General features: G+C 73.2%; 13 protein-coding genes. 6 read left to right on the forward strand and 7 right to left on the reverse strand.

Annotated elements, in window-relative coordinates; translation table 11 throughout:
- The first annotated feature begins 354 nt into the window (after positions 1-354).
- The 4 genes from K8556_RS30850 (at position 355) to K8556_RS30865 (ending at position 4,808) form a co-directional block, all read left to right on the forward strand.
- Positions 355-2,703, forward strand: coding sequence for a GMC family oxidoreductase N-terminal domain-containing protein (locus tag K8556_RS30850; RefSeq protein ID WP_223743690.1), 2,349 nt, complete (start codon positions 355-357; stop codon positions 2,701-2,703).
- Between the two features lie 104 nt (positions 2,704-2,807).
- Positions 2,808-3,323 carry a DUF2267 domain-containing protein gene (locus tag K8556_RS30855; protein WP_223743691.1) on the forward strand — a complete coding sequence of 172 codons (516 nt, stop codon included), beginning with the start codon at positions 2,808-2,810 and terminating at the stop codon, positions 3,321-3,323.
- A 45-nt stretch (positions 3,324-3,368) separates the two neighbouring features.
- Positions 3,369-3,626 (forward strand): acyl-CoA-binding protein, encoded by a 258-nt coding sequence (locus K8556_RS30860; protein WP_014394349.1) that lies wholly within the window; start codon positions 3,369-3,371, stop codon positions 3,624-3,626.
- Positions 3,627-3,638: 12 nt separating this feature from the next.
- Complete coding sequence (locus K8556_RS30865; protein ID WP_223743692.1) at positions 3,639-4,808, forward strand: metallophosphoesterase; 1,170 nt, start codon at positions 3,639-3,641, stop codon at positions 4,806-4,808.
- Positions 4,809-4,816: 8 nt separating this feature from the next.
- Here K8556_RS30865 and K8556_RS30870 read toward each other — a convergent pair whose 3' ends face one another.
- From K8556_RS30870 to K8556_RS30880, 3 genes are all read right to left on the reverse strand, one after another.
- Positions 4,817-5,245, reverse strand: coding sequence for a Mov34/MPN/PAD-1 family protein (locus K8556_RS30870; RefSeq protein ID WP_223743693.1), 429 nt, complete (start codon positions 5,243-5,245; stop codon positions 4,817-4,819).
- Positions 5,246-5,310: 65 nt separating this feature from the next.
- Entirely contained in the window at positions 5,311-6,555 is a 1,245-nt protein-coding gene (locus K8556_RS30875) for a hypothetical protein (protein WP_223743694.1), read from the reverse strand.
- Between the two features lie 16 nt (positions 6,556-6,571).
- A complete protein-coding gene (locus K8556_RS30880) occupies positions 6,572-8,332 on the reverse strand; it encodes a VWA domain-containing protein (protein WP_223743695.1) in 1,761 nt (586 codons plus the stop codon).
- A 487-nt stretch (positions 8,333-8,819) separates the two neighbouring features.
- On the opposite strand from K8556_RS30880, the gene K8556_RS30885 reads away from it, so the two are divergent.
- Positions 8,820-9,491: an RNA polymerase sigma factor gene (locus K8556_RS30885; protein WP_223743696.1), complete on the forward strand. Its 672-nt coding sequence runs from the start codon at positions 8,820-8,822 to the stop codon at positions 9,489-9,491.
- A 46-nt stretch (positions 9,492-9,537) separates the two neighbouring features.
- Positions 9,538-10,728 carry a zf-HC2 domain-containing protein gene (locus tag K8556_RS30890; protein ID WP_223743697.1) on the forward strand — a complete coding sequence of 397 codons (1,191 nt, stop codon included), beginning with the start codon at positions 9,538-9,540 and terminating at the stop codon, positions 10,726-10,728.
- 49 nt (positions 10,729-10,777) lie between these two features.
- On the opposite strand, the gene K8556_RS30895 is transcribed toward K8556_RS30890, so the two are convergent.
- The 4 genes from K8556_RS30895 to K8556_RS30910 all read right to left on the reverse strand — a co-directional run bounded on the left by K8556_RS30895 (position 10,778) and on the right by K8556_RS30910 (position 13,936).
- A complete protein-coding gene (locus tag K8556_RS30895) occupies positions 10,778-12,154 on the reverse strand; it encodes an AraC family transcriptional regulator (protein ID WP_223743698.1) in 1,377 nt (458 codons plus the stop codon).
- 11 nt (positions 12,155-12,165) lie between these two features.
- On the reverse strand, positions 12,166-12,702 hold the full coding sequence (locus tag K8556_RS30900) for a zf-HC2 domain-containing protein (RefSeq protein WP_223743699.1): 537 nt from the start codon (positions 12,700-12,702) through the stop codon (positions 12,166-12,168).
- Positions 12,699-13,337, reverse strand: a complete 639-nt coding sequence (locus K8556_RS30905) for an RNA polymerase sigma factor (RefSeq protein WP_223743700.1) — start codon at positions 13,335-13,337, stop codon at positions 12,699-12,701. The genes K8556_RS30900 and K8556_RS30905 overlap by 4 nt, the downstream gene beginning before the upstream one ends.
- A 128-nt stretch (positions 13,338-13,465) precedes the next feature.
- The gene (locus K8556_RS30910) at positions 13,466-13,936 is read right to left on the reverse strand and encodes a PaaI family thioesterase (protein WP_223743701.1); all 471 of its coding nucleotides are present in this window, start codon (positions 13,934-13,936) and stop codon (positions 13,466-13,468) included.
- Positions 13,937-14,077: the final 141 nt, after the last annotated feature.

A 14,077-nucleotide genomic window follows, 5' to 3' on the forward strand; every position in this document is an offset into this window, starting at 1 on the left:
AGCTCCTGTCCCCCTTGTCGCTTGGCAGCCGGCCAACTGGCCTCGCTATTCCGCGCAGACCTCCAGTCGGACAGGTTCTGGCTCCTCGCTCCGGTGGGCGCCGGGTCGATTTCGGCTCAAGGATGCGAGCCCTTCGCGTCTGTCCGACAGGAATGACCCCGCGGGTTGGCGGTCTGCCGTCCTGGCGGGCAGAGGGGCCCCTGTCCTCGCGGACAGGCGGTAGGCATGGGGACGGACGGCGAGTGGATCCGCGCCGCTGGACCGCGCAGCATGCGGCCCCCGTCCCGGATGTCACCGGTGGGGAATAAAACCCGCATCTGGAAGATGGCGGCGGTCAGGCCGCCCGAGGTGAGCATGCGCAGGCTGTCATCCCCGTGGAGTGAGCTGGCATCCCACTACCCCGTGGTCGTCGTGGGGTCGGGCTATGGCGGAGGCATCACCGCCAGCCGGCTGTCACGCGCGGGGCAGCAGGTCTGCGTGCTGGAGCGTGGCCGGGAAATGCACCCGGGGGAGATGCCTCGCACGCCCGCGCAGGCGGTGGCCGAGTTCCAGCTCCACTGCGCCCCGGGCCAGGGCGACCTGGACGTGGGCAGCCCCACCGGCCTCATCGAGGTCCACCGCAACGGTGACGTGTCCGTCATCGACGGCTGCGGCCTGGGCGGCACGTCGCTCATCAACGCCGGCGTGACGATGCGGCCCGACCCCCGCGTGTTCGAGGACCCCCGCTGGCCCCAGGCCCTGCGCGACGACGTGCACGGCCTCCTGGAGGACGGCTTCACGCAAGCGGAGCTGATGCTGCGGCCCCTGCCGTACCCGGAGGACCACCCGCCGCTGCAGAAGCTCAAGACGTTCGGCATCTCCGCGGAGAAGCTGGGCGGACGGCTGACGCGGCCTCCGGTGGCGGTGACGTTCGAGGCGGGCGTCAACGCCGCGGGCGTGCGGCAGCCGGGGTGCTCGCTGTGCGGTGACTGCGCCACGGGCTGCAACACCGGCGCGAAGAACACCGTGCTGATGAACTACCTGCCGGACGCGCACGCGCACGGGGCCCGCATCTTCACCGAGGTGTCGGTGCGCGCGGTGGTGCCGGACGGCGCGAAGTGGCGCGTCTACTACCGCCCCCTCAACACCGGCCGCGAGCGCTTCGACGCGCCCGACGCCTGGCTCACCGCGGACCGCGTCATCCTGGCGGCCGGCACCATGGGCACGGCGGAGATCCTGCTGCGCTCGCGCGAGCGCGGCCTGTCCGTGTCCTCGAAGCTGGGCCACCGCTTCAGCAGCAACGGCGACGTGCTGGCCTTCGGCTACAACCTGGACATGCCCGTCCACGGCGTGGGCCACGGCGAGCAGGACCACGAGACGCGCGACCCGGTGGGCCCCTGCATCGCGGGCGTCATCGACCAGCGCGACACCGCGCGCCTGGACGAGGGGATGATCATCGAGGAGGGCGCCATCCCCGGCGCGCTCGCGTCGCTGATGCCCGCGGCGCTCGCGGGGGCCGCGGCGCTGGTGGGCGAGGACACCGACGAGGGCATCCTGGACTGGGTCCAGGAGCGGCTGCGCCAGGCGGACAGCTTCGTGCGCGGGCCGGACCACGGCGCGGTGGAGCACACGCAGACGCTGATGGTGATGTCGCACGACGAGGGCAAGGGCGAGCTGCGGCTGGAGCACGACCGCGTGCGCCTGCACTGGCCGGACGCCGGCCGCGACCCGCAGCTCACCCGCATCGAGGAGCGCCTGCGCCGCGCCACCGCCGCGCTGGGCGGCACCTTCGTGCGCTACCCGCTCTGGTCCGAGGCCTTCGGCAAGGAGCTGTTGTGCACGCACCCGCTGGGCGGCTGTGTCATGGCCGAGCGGGCGGAGGACGGCGTGGTGGACCACGAGGGGCGCGTCTTCTCCGGCGCCTCCGGCCACGCGGTGCACGAGGGGCTGTACGTGTCCGACGGCTCCGTGGTGCCGCGCTCGCTGGGCATCAACCCGCTGCTCACCATCTCCGCCGTCGCCGAGCGCGCCTGCGCCCTGATGGCCCGGCGCCACGGGTGGACCATCGACTACGCGCCGCTGCCGGAGGCCTCGGCGCCCCAGGCCCCGGGGCCCGTGGGCGTGCGCTTCACGGAGACGATGCACGGCTTCCTGTCCGGTGACGTGAAGGCGCCGCACCTGGAGGCCGGCGACCCGGAGCGCGACGACGCCACGCCCCTGCGCTTCGTGCTCACCGTGACGGCCGACGACCTGGACGCGACGCTGCGCGACGAGCGCCACCCGTTGAAGCTGATGGGCACGGTGACGGCGCCGGTGCTGTCGTCCCGCCCGCTGGTGGTGACGCGCGGCGAGCTGCGCCTGATGACCCGCGAGCACGCGCGGCCGGGCGGCCAGCGGATGGAGTACCTGCTGCACCTGCTCAGCGAGGCCGGCGAGGCGTACTACCTGGAGGGCTACAAGGACCTCTACGACGACCCGGGCCTGGACCTGTGGAAGGACACCACGACGCTGTTCGTGTCCCTGCACCGGGGGGCCGGACCGGAGGCGCCGTGCATGGGCCGGGGCTTCCTGCGGCTGACGGCGGAGGAGTTCGCGCGCCAGCTCACCACCCTGCGCGTGCTCAACGCCCGGGACGGCGTGCAGCGGGCGGAGGCCCTGGCCCGCTTCGGCGGCTTCTTCTTCGGCGCCCTCTGGGACACGTACGTCCGGCGCGTGGCCGCCTAGCAGTCAGGCAGCCGGCGGACAGTGCGGCAGTCCGCGATGACGTGCCCTCCGGGGCGGGCATGGGCACCCTGTTACCCACCGGGACCGACAGGGAGGAACCCCCCATGGCTGAAGACCGTGATCCGCAGCGCCGCACCGGCGCACCCCAGGACGAGGAGCACGCGGAGGAGCGGCGCGAGCTGTCCATCGAGGAGCGGCGTGCGCGGCGCAGTGCGATGCGGGCCAGTCAGACGTATGCCCGCTTCATCGACCACCTCTGTGACAGGGGCGGCATGTCCCCGAGTGTCGCCCAGCAGGCGGCCGTCTCCGTGCTCTGCGGGCTGGAGCAGCGCATCCAGGCGGAGGAGTCCCACGACCTGGAGGCGCAGTTGCCGCGCAAGCTCACGGAGCTGTTGCACCGGTGCGAGCGCCACGACGCCGAGCCCCGTCCGTCCAGGTTCGGCCGCGACGAGCTGCTGAAGCTGGTGGGCGAGGACCTGGCCCTGAATCCGGACGCCGTGGAGCCCGTGGTGCGCGCGGTGATGGACGCCGTCCGTCATCAAATCAGCGAAGGCGAGGCGGAGGACGTGAGCGCCCAACTGCCGGAGGACATCCGCCACCTTTGGCTGCCGACGATGTGAGGCCGGCTGTTAAGGTCTCCGGCACACGCTTGCCGGAGACCGCGCATGGCCCTCGATGATGACTTCAGCGCCGCCCAGAGCCGGGTGAAGACGCTGTCCAAGGCCCCCTCGAACGACACGCTGCTGGAGCTGTATTCCCTCTACAAGCAGGGCACGGAAGGGGACGTGCAGGGCAAGCGCCCCGGCATGCTCGATATCAAGGGCCGCGCGAAGTACGACGCGTGGGCCGGCCGCAAGGGGCTGGCGAAGGACGCCGCGAAGCAGCAGTACGTGGCGCTCGTGGACAAGCTCCTGCGCGGGTAGACACGGCCCCTCATGCCCCCATGGCTCCGGATGGCGCTGTTCCTCGTGCCGGTCACCGCGCTGCTCGCGCTGGCGCACGTCTACCTGTACCGCCGGCTGGTTCGCGACGTGACGCCGAGCAGGGGCCTTCGCCGCGCGGGGATGGGGCTCTTCGCCGGGGGGCTGGTGGGCTCCCTGGGCGCCCGGATGGTCGGGGGGATGTTCTCCTCCGACGTGGCGTGGTGGACGGGCATCGCCCTGCTGGTGTGGATGGGGCTGGTGCTCTACCTGTTCATGTTCACCCTGGGGCTGGACGTGGTTCGGGGCGCTGTCACGAAGGCACGCAAGCCTCCGGAGCCGCCGTCGCCCGAGCGCCGGGCCTTCCTCGCCCGGGGGCTCGCGACGGGGGCCACCGTGGCGGGGGCGACGGTGAGCACCTTTGGCACCTGGCGCGCGTTCCACCCGCCGGACGTGCGGGACATCCCGGTGCGGCTGCCCGGGCTGCCCAAGGCGCTGGAGGGCTTCACGCTGGTGCAGCTCACCGACATCCACATCGGCGGGGTGTTGCAGCGCCGCTTCGTGGACGAGCTGGTGGCGCGCGCCAACGCGCTCAAGCCGGACCTCATCGCGGTGACGGGCGACCTGGTGGACGGCACGGTGCCGGAGCTGGGGCGCTACGTGGGCGGCTTCGGCGCGCTCAAGGCCCGGCACGGCGCGTACTTCGTCACCGGCAACCACGACTACTACTCCGGCGTGGAGGCGTGGACGCAGTTCGTCCGGGGGCTGGGCATCACCGTGCTGCGCAACCGCGCCGTGTCCATCGGGGACGCGGGCGCGTCCTTCGACCTCCTGGGCGTGGACGACTGGAGCGCGAGCCGGTTCGGTGAGGCCGGGTATGACCTGGACGCGGCGATGAAGGGCTTGAGGCCGGACCGCGCGTCGGTGCTGCTGGCGCACCAGCCCTCCAACTTCGAGGTGGTGGCCCAGCGGGGCGTGGGGCTCCAGATTTCAGGCCATACGCACGGCGGGCAGATGTTCCCGGGCAACGTGCTGGGGCAGCTCATCTGGGGGGAGCAGAACGCGGGGCTGAGCCGGTTGGGCGGCTCCCACCTCTACGTCAGCCGCGGGTGCGGCTTCGTGGGGCCTCCCATGCGCGTCGCCGCGCCGCCGGAGATTGCCCGCATCATCCTGCTGCCGGGCTGAACAACGGCTCACGGCTTGCGGTGGGCTCCGTCCAGGAGCAGGCCGTCTTCCTGGAGGATGGTGGGACCGGGACGGGGCCGGCCATACAGGAGCCCCGAGGCGATGCGCAGCGGCGCGGCCCAGGCGGGCTCGTCGCGCACCAGCACGTCCTCGCCGCCGATGCGGACCACCATGCCGTCGGGGGCCACCACGGAGAATCTCAATGGCCGGCCCAGCGCGGCCTGGAGCGCGGCCATGGTCGTCTCGTCCTCCTGCGAGAAGGCCAGCGGGCCCTCCGGGTGGCTGTGGGTGATCTCCACCAGCGTGTCCCGCAGGCTCCAGATGGCTTCCCACCGGGGGCGGGAGTCCGGCAGCGCCAGGGGGTCGTCGAAGGAGTCGCCCCACAACACCCGGTCCTCCGGTCCGATGAGCAGGCACACCTCGCGCGTCGTCGACATGAAGTCCTTCCTCCCGAATGGCCCGTACCGACGTGGGGGAAGGGCCCTGCCCGACAACGCGGGTTTCAGGCGTGCCGGGTGATGACCAGCGCGTCCGTGTCGATGGCCTCCTTGAGCACGGACGGCAGGCTCTCCAGGGTGACCCGGTGGTCCGCGCCCGCCAGGCACACGCCCGCGTCGCGCACCCGCAGCGTCGCGGCCTCCACCACCGTGACGAAGCGCTCGCCCATGAACGTGTAGATGACCTCGAGCAGGCCGTCCCCCAGACGGCGGTGGTCCAGCAGCCGCGCGCCGGCCTTGTCCAGCGCGCGCTCCACCCGCATGTCGGCCTCGGACTCCGCGCGCCAGCGCTCCTGGCGCGCGGGGCCCCGTCCGGTTCGCGTGCCGGCGCGCGCCGAGGCATCCCGCCGCGCTTCCCACGCCTCGCGCTCGCGTGCGGACGGTGTCACCCCGCGGACCCGCTCCGGCCCGGCCCACGCGGCCTCACGGACGTCCGCGCCATGAGGGGGCCGAGCCGAGCCGGGCCCCTGGCGCATCCGCGTACGGGCCCCGTCGCCGTGAAGGACCTCCCAGCTTTCGCGCTCACGCCCTGACAACGCCCGCCCGACTTCGCGTCCCTCCGCGTCCCGCCAGACCTCCGGCGTGCCGGTCTCCTGCGTCCACGCGCGCGCCGCTGCTTCGCGCCGGGCCTCCTGCTCCGCCTGCATCCGGATGAAGCGCGCACGCTCCTCCGCCAACCGGCGCAGGCAACGCTCCGCCTCCGCGCGTCCCTCGCGCGCCACGTCGAGCACCCGCGCACGGGCCTCCACCGGCGCGAACGGGATGCCCGTGGCTCGCGACGCCGTCTCCAGCACCGCGAAGCCGAACGCCGCGCGCAGCGACGCGCTCACGCCTCGCGCGTCCCCCAGCGCACGGTCCTCCTCCAACGCTCGACGGGCCGTCTCCTCCGCCTCGCCCTCGAACTCCACGCCCTCGAAGAGCAGCGTGCCGTCATGCCAGCGGCGCGCCGTCACCGGCGACAGTCGCGGAGGCTGCTCCTCCGGCATCAACGCCAGCGGCTCCGCCACCGCGCCCTCGCGCACCAGCCGCGTCCCCCAGACATGGCCCCGCACGCGCGGCAGCGCCTCCATCCCTTCGGGAGACGCCGGCTCTCGCGCGGTGGCCTCGCGGCCCTTCACCTCGAAGCGCCACCAGCCCGGGGCGACGGGACTGGTGACGCGCAGGCGGCGTGAAGGCGCGTCCACGGTCCCGCCGCCGAAATACGGCAGCACCGCCGACTCCACCTTCCCGAGCAGCTTCCGGTAGTCCACGCCCCTGCCTCCTGCTTCACGCCGCCTTCAAGAGCGGCGTGCTCATCACCCGGTCCACCCAGCCGGACTGGCTGGCCCCCGCCTCGCGCGGAGCGTCCATCAGCGCCTGGAGCACGCGCGGCACCTGGTAGGGGTCCGCGAACTGCCCCACGCTCACCTCGCTGAAGGGCACGCCCAACTGCTTCGCCCCCGAGCGCACCGTGTTGCCGCGCGCCCCCGCCACGCTCACCAGCAGCGCCAGGGCCGCCACGCTGTAGCCACACGCGTGGAAGGCCCGGGCGAACTGGTCCCCCGCCTCGCCCGCCTCGTCACCCACCACCATCACCACCAGCTTCGCCTCCGCCGGGATGCGCACCCCGGCGCGGTGCAGCGCGTGGACGCCGGCCGCGTGCACCGTGCCGCCGGACGCCTTCAGCCCGGACAGCATGTGCTGCACCGCCGTGCGGTTCGCCGCCTTGGGCCGCAGCACCGTCCCCATGGTGTCGAACGCCGCCACGTGCAGCTTGTCCATCGGGAAGCCCGCGAGGATGCGCGACAGCGCCTCCTTGGACTGCTCGATGGCGCCCTCCATGGACCCCGACTTGTCGATGAGGAACATCACCCGCACGTCCGTCTCCGCCGTCGCCTCCGCCACCGCCTTCTTCACCGCGTTGTCGCTCGCCTCCTCCAGCTTGCGGCGCACGTCCTCGCTCCGGACGTTCTTCGCGATGTTCAGCGAGCGCTGATCCGTGGCGCTCGCCACCGCCCGCTCCCAGCGCGCCTTCACGGACGGCTCCTGCAACAGGCCCAGCTCCTCCAGCGTGGGCGTCATCAGCCGCAGGTCGCGGTCCGACAACGACGGCAGCAGCGTGGCCAGGATGGCGGGCGTGAGGCCCACGTCCTTCGGCAGCCGGCCCACGACCTCCTTGTAGGAGAGCCGCTCCAGCTCAATCCACTCGCAGATCTCCGCCTCGGAGAGGCCGTCGAAGCGCTCGCGCTTCACCAGCGTGAGCCCCCGCAGCCCCACCTGCCGGTGGCCGCCGTCCGCCTGCTTCTGCTTCCAGCCGAGCACCTCGAAGAAGCCCTGCGACTGGGGCTTGTAGCCCGCCTTGCGCGCCAGCTTCTTCAGCGTCTCCTTGTAGCCCGCCTTCACCAGGCCCTGGAGCATGGGCAGGTTCGCCTCACGCGCGGCCAGCCACTTCTGGGCCACGCGCTTCCAGCGGCCCAGCGGCGGCTTGCGCGACGCAGGGTCTCCGAAGCCCGCGGCGCGGTTGAGGCGCGCGATCTCCGGCGTCTCCAGCAGCTCCGCCACGCGCAGCACGGCCTTGGGCGTGAGCATCCGCGTGGAGCGGCGCACGTAGTGCAGCACCATGGCCTCGCCGATGGCGCGGTAGTCGTCGTCGTGGAAGGCGATGGCGCCCTGGCCGTCACGCACGGGCTGGCCCGCGTGCTCCTGCACCAGCATCAGCGCGCAGGTGGCCACCTTCAGGTCTCGCCAGTCCGTCTGCGTCAGCGCGTACGACGCGAAGTGCGCCATCAGCGTCGGGTTGAGGCGGTGGAGCTCCAGCAACTGGCCGTACAGCTTCACCGCGGCGGGCACGAACAGGCCCGGCGCCACCTTGCGGCCGTGCGCGCGCGCCTTGGCGTCCGCGTTGGCGGCGGCCACCCAGGTGCCGTTCACGTCCAGGCCGGGGCGGTGGTGCCACAGGTGGGCGGAGCCGCCGAGCACCACGTCGAGCAGGCGCTCGGCGGGCCCGCGCTGCGTCTCCGGAAGGGTCGTCTGGGTGCGAGCGGTCATGGCGGTCGTCCCCCTTTCGGGGCAGAGGCATGCCCGGGAGGGCTGCCTGGAGTTGGGAGGGAAAAGGTGAGCGCCCGAGTGAGGAAGCCGGAAGGCTGAATTACGAATTCAGTGCCGGACCGCCGGCGGTCCCCCCGCCTTGCGAGCGGAGGGGTGGAGTCGAACCACGGCGTGTAGGGCCTCTTCGGCCGGGCGCTCGAAAGCGATGCGCCCCTGGACGCCCCCTGGCCGGAATCCTGACGGCGCCATTTCCAGGCCTTTTTCCGGGGCCTTGCGCGTCCGTCCGGACCTCCATGGAGGCGACCTGCCGCGTCATCCGGGGGCTTCTGGAAAAAGCGTGTCAGGAAACGCGGGGGGCCGGAGTCGGGGGTTCTGGTAACCAGTCGGAGGCTGTTCGCGGATGCAACGTGTTAATTTGCCGCGCCACATCCCCGTAACCCAACCTCCCGGGACGAGGACCTCCCGGGACAGCCTCCAGGGTCTTCCGGTGTACGAGCAGCTCACGGATGAGGAATTGTTCGCGGAGGTGACCCGGCGACGCGCCACGGGCGAGGCCGTCGGGACTCCGCTGGGGGCCCTGTGCGCGCGGTGGGCGCGCCCGGCCCGTTACGTCATCGGCAGGATCCAGGGCAGCTACGGCCGCGGTTCGCCGGCGGACGCCGACGAGCTCTTCCAGGACGCGGTGGGGAAGTTCCTCGACCGGGGCCTGGACCAGTTCCGGGGCGTGTCCGAGCAGATGCCGGGCAGGAGCGCGTCTCCCAAGACGTTCTTCCTGCGCATCGTCAAGCACGTCGCCATCGACTTCTACCGGCGGCACCGGGAGGAACTCGCGCCCGCGCCGTCGTCGCCCGATGACGTCATGGAAGAGACCCCGTCCGAGGTGGCCCGGGCGGTGGAGGGCGCACGGCGTCGCGAGGAGCGCGCCGAGGCGCAGGAAATGTACTGGGCCGCCTACGCCAGGCTCCAGCAGGAGCATCCAAAGGAGGCTTCCGCATGGGAGCTCTATCACCACGAGGACGTGGAGGATCACGAGGAATGCGCACGCCGTTTGAACATCAGCGTGGTGAACTCGTACAAGCGCGTCAGCCGCGCCCAGGCATACCTGCGTCTGTACCTGCTGGAGTTGCAGCGGGACGGAATGCCGGAGGAGCCGTCGTGACGTCTCGCGGGAGTCTGAAAGCTTCCGCCTCGCCCGGGATGTCGCGATGAAGGGCGACGCGCTGTCCCGCTACCAGGCCCGGTACACGCGCCTGGGCGCGGGCCCCCTCTCGGTGGGTGAGCTGTTGGAGGTGGTGGGGGATGTGCTGCGGCGCTCGGACCGGCTCGGCACCCACGGGGTGGAGGAGGCCTTGAAGGGCCTGGGCCGCCCCGAAGTGGAGGCCTGGCTTGGCCAGCAGAAGCCGCAGGCGCTCCAGCCGGTGCTCCTGCGCGCCGCCGAGGAGTCGATGGAGGTGGCGCTGGGCGAGGAGGGTGAAGAGGCGGAGCTGTGGCGCGCGTCCGCGCTGGAAGGACTGGCCGCCCGGGACCGGGCCGCCTCCGCCGCCCGCGCGCTCGTCACCTGGGAGCTGTTGAAGGGCCCGCTGGAGGGGGACGCGGCCGCCGCTCGCGAGCGCTTCCTCGGGGCGCTGGGCCACCTGGACTCCGCGCTGCGCTCCCGGGCGCGCTGGTTCATCCCGCTCAACGCGGAGCGCCGCGCCGAGCGCGACCTGCTGGACCCCGTGGAGCGCCCCGGCGCCTGGTGGTTCTCCGCGAGGGCCGGCTGCGATGACCTGGTGGCGTCCTGGACGGGCCGCCCCATGAAGGACCCCGAGCACCTGAAGGACTGCGCGAGCTGCCGCGCGGACCGGGCGGACACGGCGGTGGTGGATGCTCCCCCGCGTCGCCACCTCACCGACGACGAGCTGTGGAGGCTGGACTCCGGCGAGATGGGCCGCGAGGAGCGCGAGCGCGTGGAGGCCCACACGGCCGGCTGTGGCGAGTGCGCCCAGGCCGTGCTGGCGCTGGAAGAGGGCGACGCCGCCATCGACGAGGCGCTGGAGCTGGATGAGGAAGGCGCGCAGGCCCCGCGCGCGGCGCGCGACTCCCGCGCGGACGTGGCCCGGCGCCCCGGCGCGGCCCGCCTGCCGGAGCACCGCGAGGTGCTGGAGGAGCGGCGCGACTTCCGCGTGGTGCTGGTGCGCGAGCGTCAGCGGGTGAGGCTGCTGGTGCAGCCCCTGGGCGCGAGGCCCGTGACGGCCGCCGTCTTCCTGTCGCCCGGGCGTCCGTCGCTCAAGCCGACGCAGGGACCGGAGGGGCTGTCCTTCGACCTGTCCACGGCGCTGGCCACCGGCGCGCACGCGGCCCACCTCACGGTGCAGGCCGGGCAGGAGACGCTGGAGCGCGACTTCGCCTTCTGAGTGAAGCGCGGAGCGGCGGAGGGTGGGAGCCTTCCGCCTGCGCTCCGCCTCACTGGAGCTGCGAGGAGGGCACGTCCCGGCCGGACGCGTCGTAGGGCTGGGTCGAGCGCACCGGCAGGCGGGGCGGTGGGATGGGGCCCCGCGAGGCGCCGGCCCGCACGCCTCCGGACAGGAACGCCGCCACGAGCTGCGTGAGCGGCGGCCGGGTGGCGAGCGCCACGCCGCACACCTCCAGCCACTGCCGTTCGAAGCGCCCCCGGGTCTGCCGGTACGCGTTGCAGCCCTTGGGCGTGGAGGCGCTCAGGTCCCGCTCGAAGTGCTGCTCATCGGTGCCCCAGCGGATGCGGAGGGAGTCCGGCGTGAGCCGGATGCGCAGCGGCTCTCCGCCCCAGGTGCCCTCGATGAGGGTGGCGGAGCCGCCGGCGCGCACCTTCACCGAGAGGTCCCGCTGCTCGTAGGTGCCGTTCACCTCGATGCCGTGCTCGAAGAGCTCGTCGCCGAACTCGCCCTTCCACGAGGGGCCCTTGCCGAGCACGAGCGGCGTCGCCGTCTGCACGCGCCGCGTGTCGAACCAGGCGGTGCCGACCCGGCCCAGGGGCGCGTTCGCCGTGGGCTGGGGGCCGTCCTCCAGGCCCTGGGGACCGGAGGGCAGGGGCTGCGGAGGGGAGAGCAGGTCCGTGGTCTTCACCGACGCGTCCACCGTCTCGAAGCGCACGCCGCCGAGCCACGCCTGGCCGGTGCCGCTCATGATGAGGCCCGCCATGATGGTGGTGGCCTCCTTCGGCACGTCCAGCACCACGTCGTAGCGCTTGCAGCCGTGGGTGCCCACCAGCGCGCGCGACTGCATGTTGTCGAAGGCGAGCGGCTGCCTGGGGTCCGCGCCCTCCACGCGCATCCACAGCCCCGCCCAGCCCTTCACGTCCTGGTGCCGCACGGCCGCGGAGAAGCGCAGGCGCTTGCCCCGGAAGTCCTGCGCGCTGAAGGCCTGCATGAACGTGCCGAAGCTGTCCGTGGCCTGCGTGCGCGAGCGCAGGAAGGCGCTGCGCGCGCCCTCGCACGGGGAGGCCTCGTCCACGCCGGCCTCGTAGTGCTGGGGCGCGCTCTCCGTGACGTACCAGCCCTGCGGCAGCTTCGTCCGAGAGGCGTCCGGCGTGGCGGGCATGCCGCCGGATGAGGCCGGAGCCGCCGCGCCTGGCTGGGGCGTGGACGCGGCGGTGGCCGTCGTGACGGAGGCCACCTCCGCGCCGGACTTCGCCGCTGGGGTCCGGGGCGGGGGCGCCGGGCTCGGCTTTGGCGCCGCGGCTTCGGGCGTGGCCGCCGCCGTGGACGCGAGCGCCGTCGTGGCGACGGCGGGCGGAGTCCGGGCCGCCGCGAGGGGCGCCCAGAGCGCGAGCAGCAGGCCGGGGATGCGGGTACGGAGCGTCATCACGGAAGTCCTCACAGGGCGGCCGGCCGCGAGCTCAGCGCCACCTGCGTCAGCCCGCTGGACGCGTCGTAGCGGGGGACCTCGCCCTGTCCACCGGGGTGATACACGAGCAGCCCGCGCGCGCTCGCGGACCTGAGGCAGTGCTCCTGCGTGGCCAGGTCCGGGCACGCGACCACGATGTCCCGGGGCGCCTCCTCCGGCTCCCGCGCCGCGAGGACCGGCGCCTCCACGGGCGTCACGGACGGGGAGACCGCTTCCCCTCCGGGCCTCAGCAGCAGGAGCGCGGAGGCCGCCACCGCGACCAGCGCCGCGGCGACGGCGGCGGGGCGGTGCCAGCGGGCGGGGCGCACGACGACAGCGTCTCGCGGCGTGGCGGCGGCGATTTCGTACAACTGCTCCTCCAGCAGGGCCTCCTCCTGGAGCAGCCGCGCGCACGGCTCGCACGTGAGCGTGTGGGCCTCCAGCTCCGCGCAGGCTTCGGGCGGCAGCGCGCCCAGCAGGTACTGCTCCGTGCGGTCGCGGGTGAGGTGGGGCGTGGGCGCGGTCATGGTTGTTCCTCTTCGAGCGCGGTGCGCAGCTTCTTGCGGACCTCGCACAAAATCTGTCGCACGCGCTGGACGGACAGCCCGACGCGGGAGGCGACCTCGGCATGGGGAAGCCCCTGGCCGTCACAGGCCAGGAGGAAGACGTTGCGCGCGCCCGGGGACACCTGCTCCAGCGCGTCCCGGGCCCGGGCGAGCTGCTCCTCCGACACCAGGCGCTTCTCCGCGGACTGCGCGGGGTCCACCGGCTGCTGCCGCTCCGGCAGGTCCTCCACCGTGCCGTCCACCGACTCGCGCCGCGCGCGCCGGGCGTCATCCGCCGCGAGGAACGCCGCCTGCGCGAGCGCGAGCGCCGGCAGCCGCAGCTCCGTGAGCAGGCCCCGCTGCTGCTGCTGGATGAGGCGCGCCCAGGTCTCCTGCGTCAATTCCTGGGCCCGGTCCACCCGGATGCCCCGCGCGAGCAGCGACACCACCACCCGGCGCTGGTGCCGCGCGATGAGCGCGTCCCACGCGGCCCGCTCCCCGGAGAGCGCGCGCCGGGACAGGGCCTCCTCGTCCGGGGCCGCCGGCCGCGCGGCCCTGCCTGTGTCCTGCCGCGACTGGAGGGTCGTCATCCCCAAGCCCTGTACGGCTGCATCCATGCCGTCTTCCCGTTGCGCGCCGCGCTCGTCCCCCGGAGGCCGTTCCTGCCCCGGGCTTCCAGGGAAACGCGCCTCCAGGCCGGACATATCGACGGGAATGGGCAAGGGGGGCCCGGGGTGGGGGGATGTCAGTTGGTGGCGGGGCTCTCGCCAGAGGCCCACGGCTGGTTGGAGACGCGCACCACGCCCTGGCAGCGGGCGCACACCCGGCCTTCCGAGTCCATCAGCTTCGCGGAGGCGAAGAGGGTGGACGGGCCGCCGTTGTCGATGACGGCCTCCACGCGGAGGTGGTTGCCGGTGGCGGGGCGCTCGAAGCTCATGGAGAGCTGGACGGTGGCGCAGCGGCGGGTGGGGTCCCTGAGCGCCGGGGTGCAGCCGATGGCGAAGTCGAAGAGGGCGGAGAGCACGCCGCCGTTGACGGCGGAGGCCCCCAGGCCGCCCCGGTGCTGCGCCTGCACCTCCGGGAGCTCCACCACCACCATGCGGCCTTCGGGGAAGGACATCCGGGCGCCGAAGTGGCGCAGGGTGAGGCTCTGGTTGAAGAGCTCCGCGAAGCGGTCGAGCTGGGCCTGGGACGGGCGGGACGGGGTGTCGGACATGGGCGGTGGGGCCTTTTATAGCCCACGCTCCTGCCCGTCCCGAGGGCGGACGGCCCGGCGGGCGCCAGGGCTGGCGGAAGACCCGGCACCGGTGCGCGAAAGACGTTAGAAGGCGGGGTTCTTCCCCCTGGTGGAACCCTC

Origin of the sequence: Corallococcus sp. AS-1-12, from assembly GCF_020036995.1 — a bacterium.
GTDB lineage: Bacteria > Myxococcota > Myxococcia > Myxococcales > Myxococcaceae > Corallococcus.

What these genes read in the sequence shown, in the direction of transcription:
- K8556_RS30905 (WP_223743700.1), bottom strand. Translation starts at nt 13,337, where the DNA reads ATGGATGCAGCCGTACAGGGCTTGGGGATGACGACCCTCCAGTCGCGG.
- K8556_RS30895 (WP_223743698.1), bottom strand. Translation starts at nt 12,154, where the DNA reads ATGACGCTCCGTACCCGCATCCCCGGCCTGCTGCTCGCGCTCTGGGCG.
- K8556_RS30850 (WP_223743690.1), top strand. Translation starts at nt 355, where the DNA reads ATGCGCAGGCTGTCATCCCCGTGGAGTGAGCTGGCATCCCACTACCCC.
- K8556_RS30860 (WP_014394349.1), top strand. Translation starts at nt 3,369, where the DNA reads ATGGCCCTCGATGATGACTTCAGCGCCGCCCAGAGCCGGGTGAAGACG.
- K8556_RS30890 (WP_223743697.1), top strand. Translation starts at nt 9,538, where the DNA reads ATGAAGGGCGACGCGCTGTCCCGCTACCAGGCCCGGTACACGCGCCTG.
- K8556_RS30865 (WP_223743692.1), top strand. Translation starts at nt 3,639, where the DNA reads ATGCCCCCATGGCTCCGGATGGCGCTGTTCCTCGTGCCGGTCACCGCG.
- K8556_RS30870 (WP_223743693.1), bottom strand. Translation starts at nt 5,245, where the DNA reads ATGTCGACGACGCGCGAGGTGTGCCTGCTCATCGGACCGGAGGACCGG.
- K8556_RS30900 (WP_223743699.1), bottom strand. Translation starts at nt 12,702, where the DNA reads ATGACCGCGCCCACGCCCCACCTCACCCGCGACCGCACGGAGCAGTAC.
- K8556_RS30855 (WP_223743691.1), top strand. Translation starts at nt 2,808, where the DNA reads ATGGCTGAAGACCGTGATCCGCAGCGCCGCACCGGCGCACCCCAGGAC.
- K8556_RS30910 (WP_223743701.1), bottom strand. Translation starts at nt 13,936, where the DNA reads ATGTCCGACACCCCGTCCCGCCCGTCCCAGGCCCAGCTCGACCGCTTC.
- K8556_RS30880 (WP_223743695.1), bottom strand. Translation starts at nt 8,332, where the DNA reads ATGACCGCTCGCACCCAGACGACCCTTCCGGAGACGCAGCGCGGGCCC.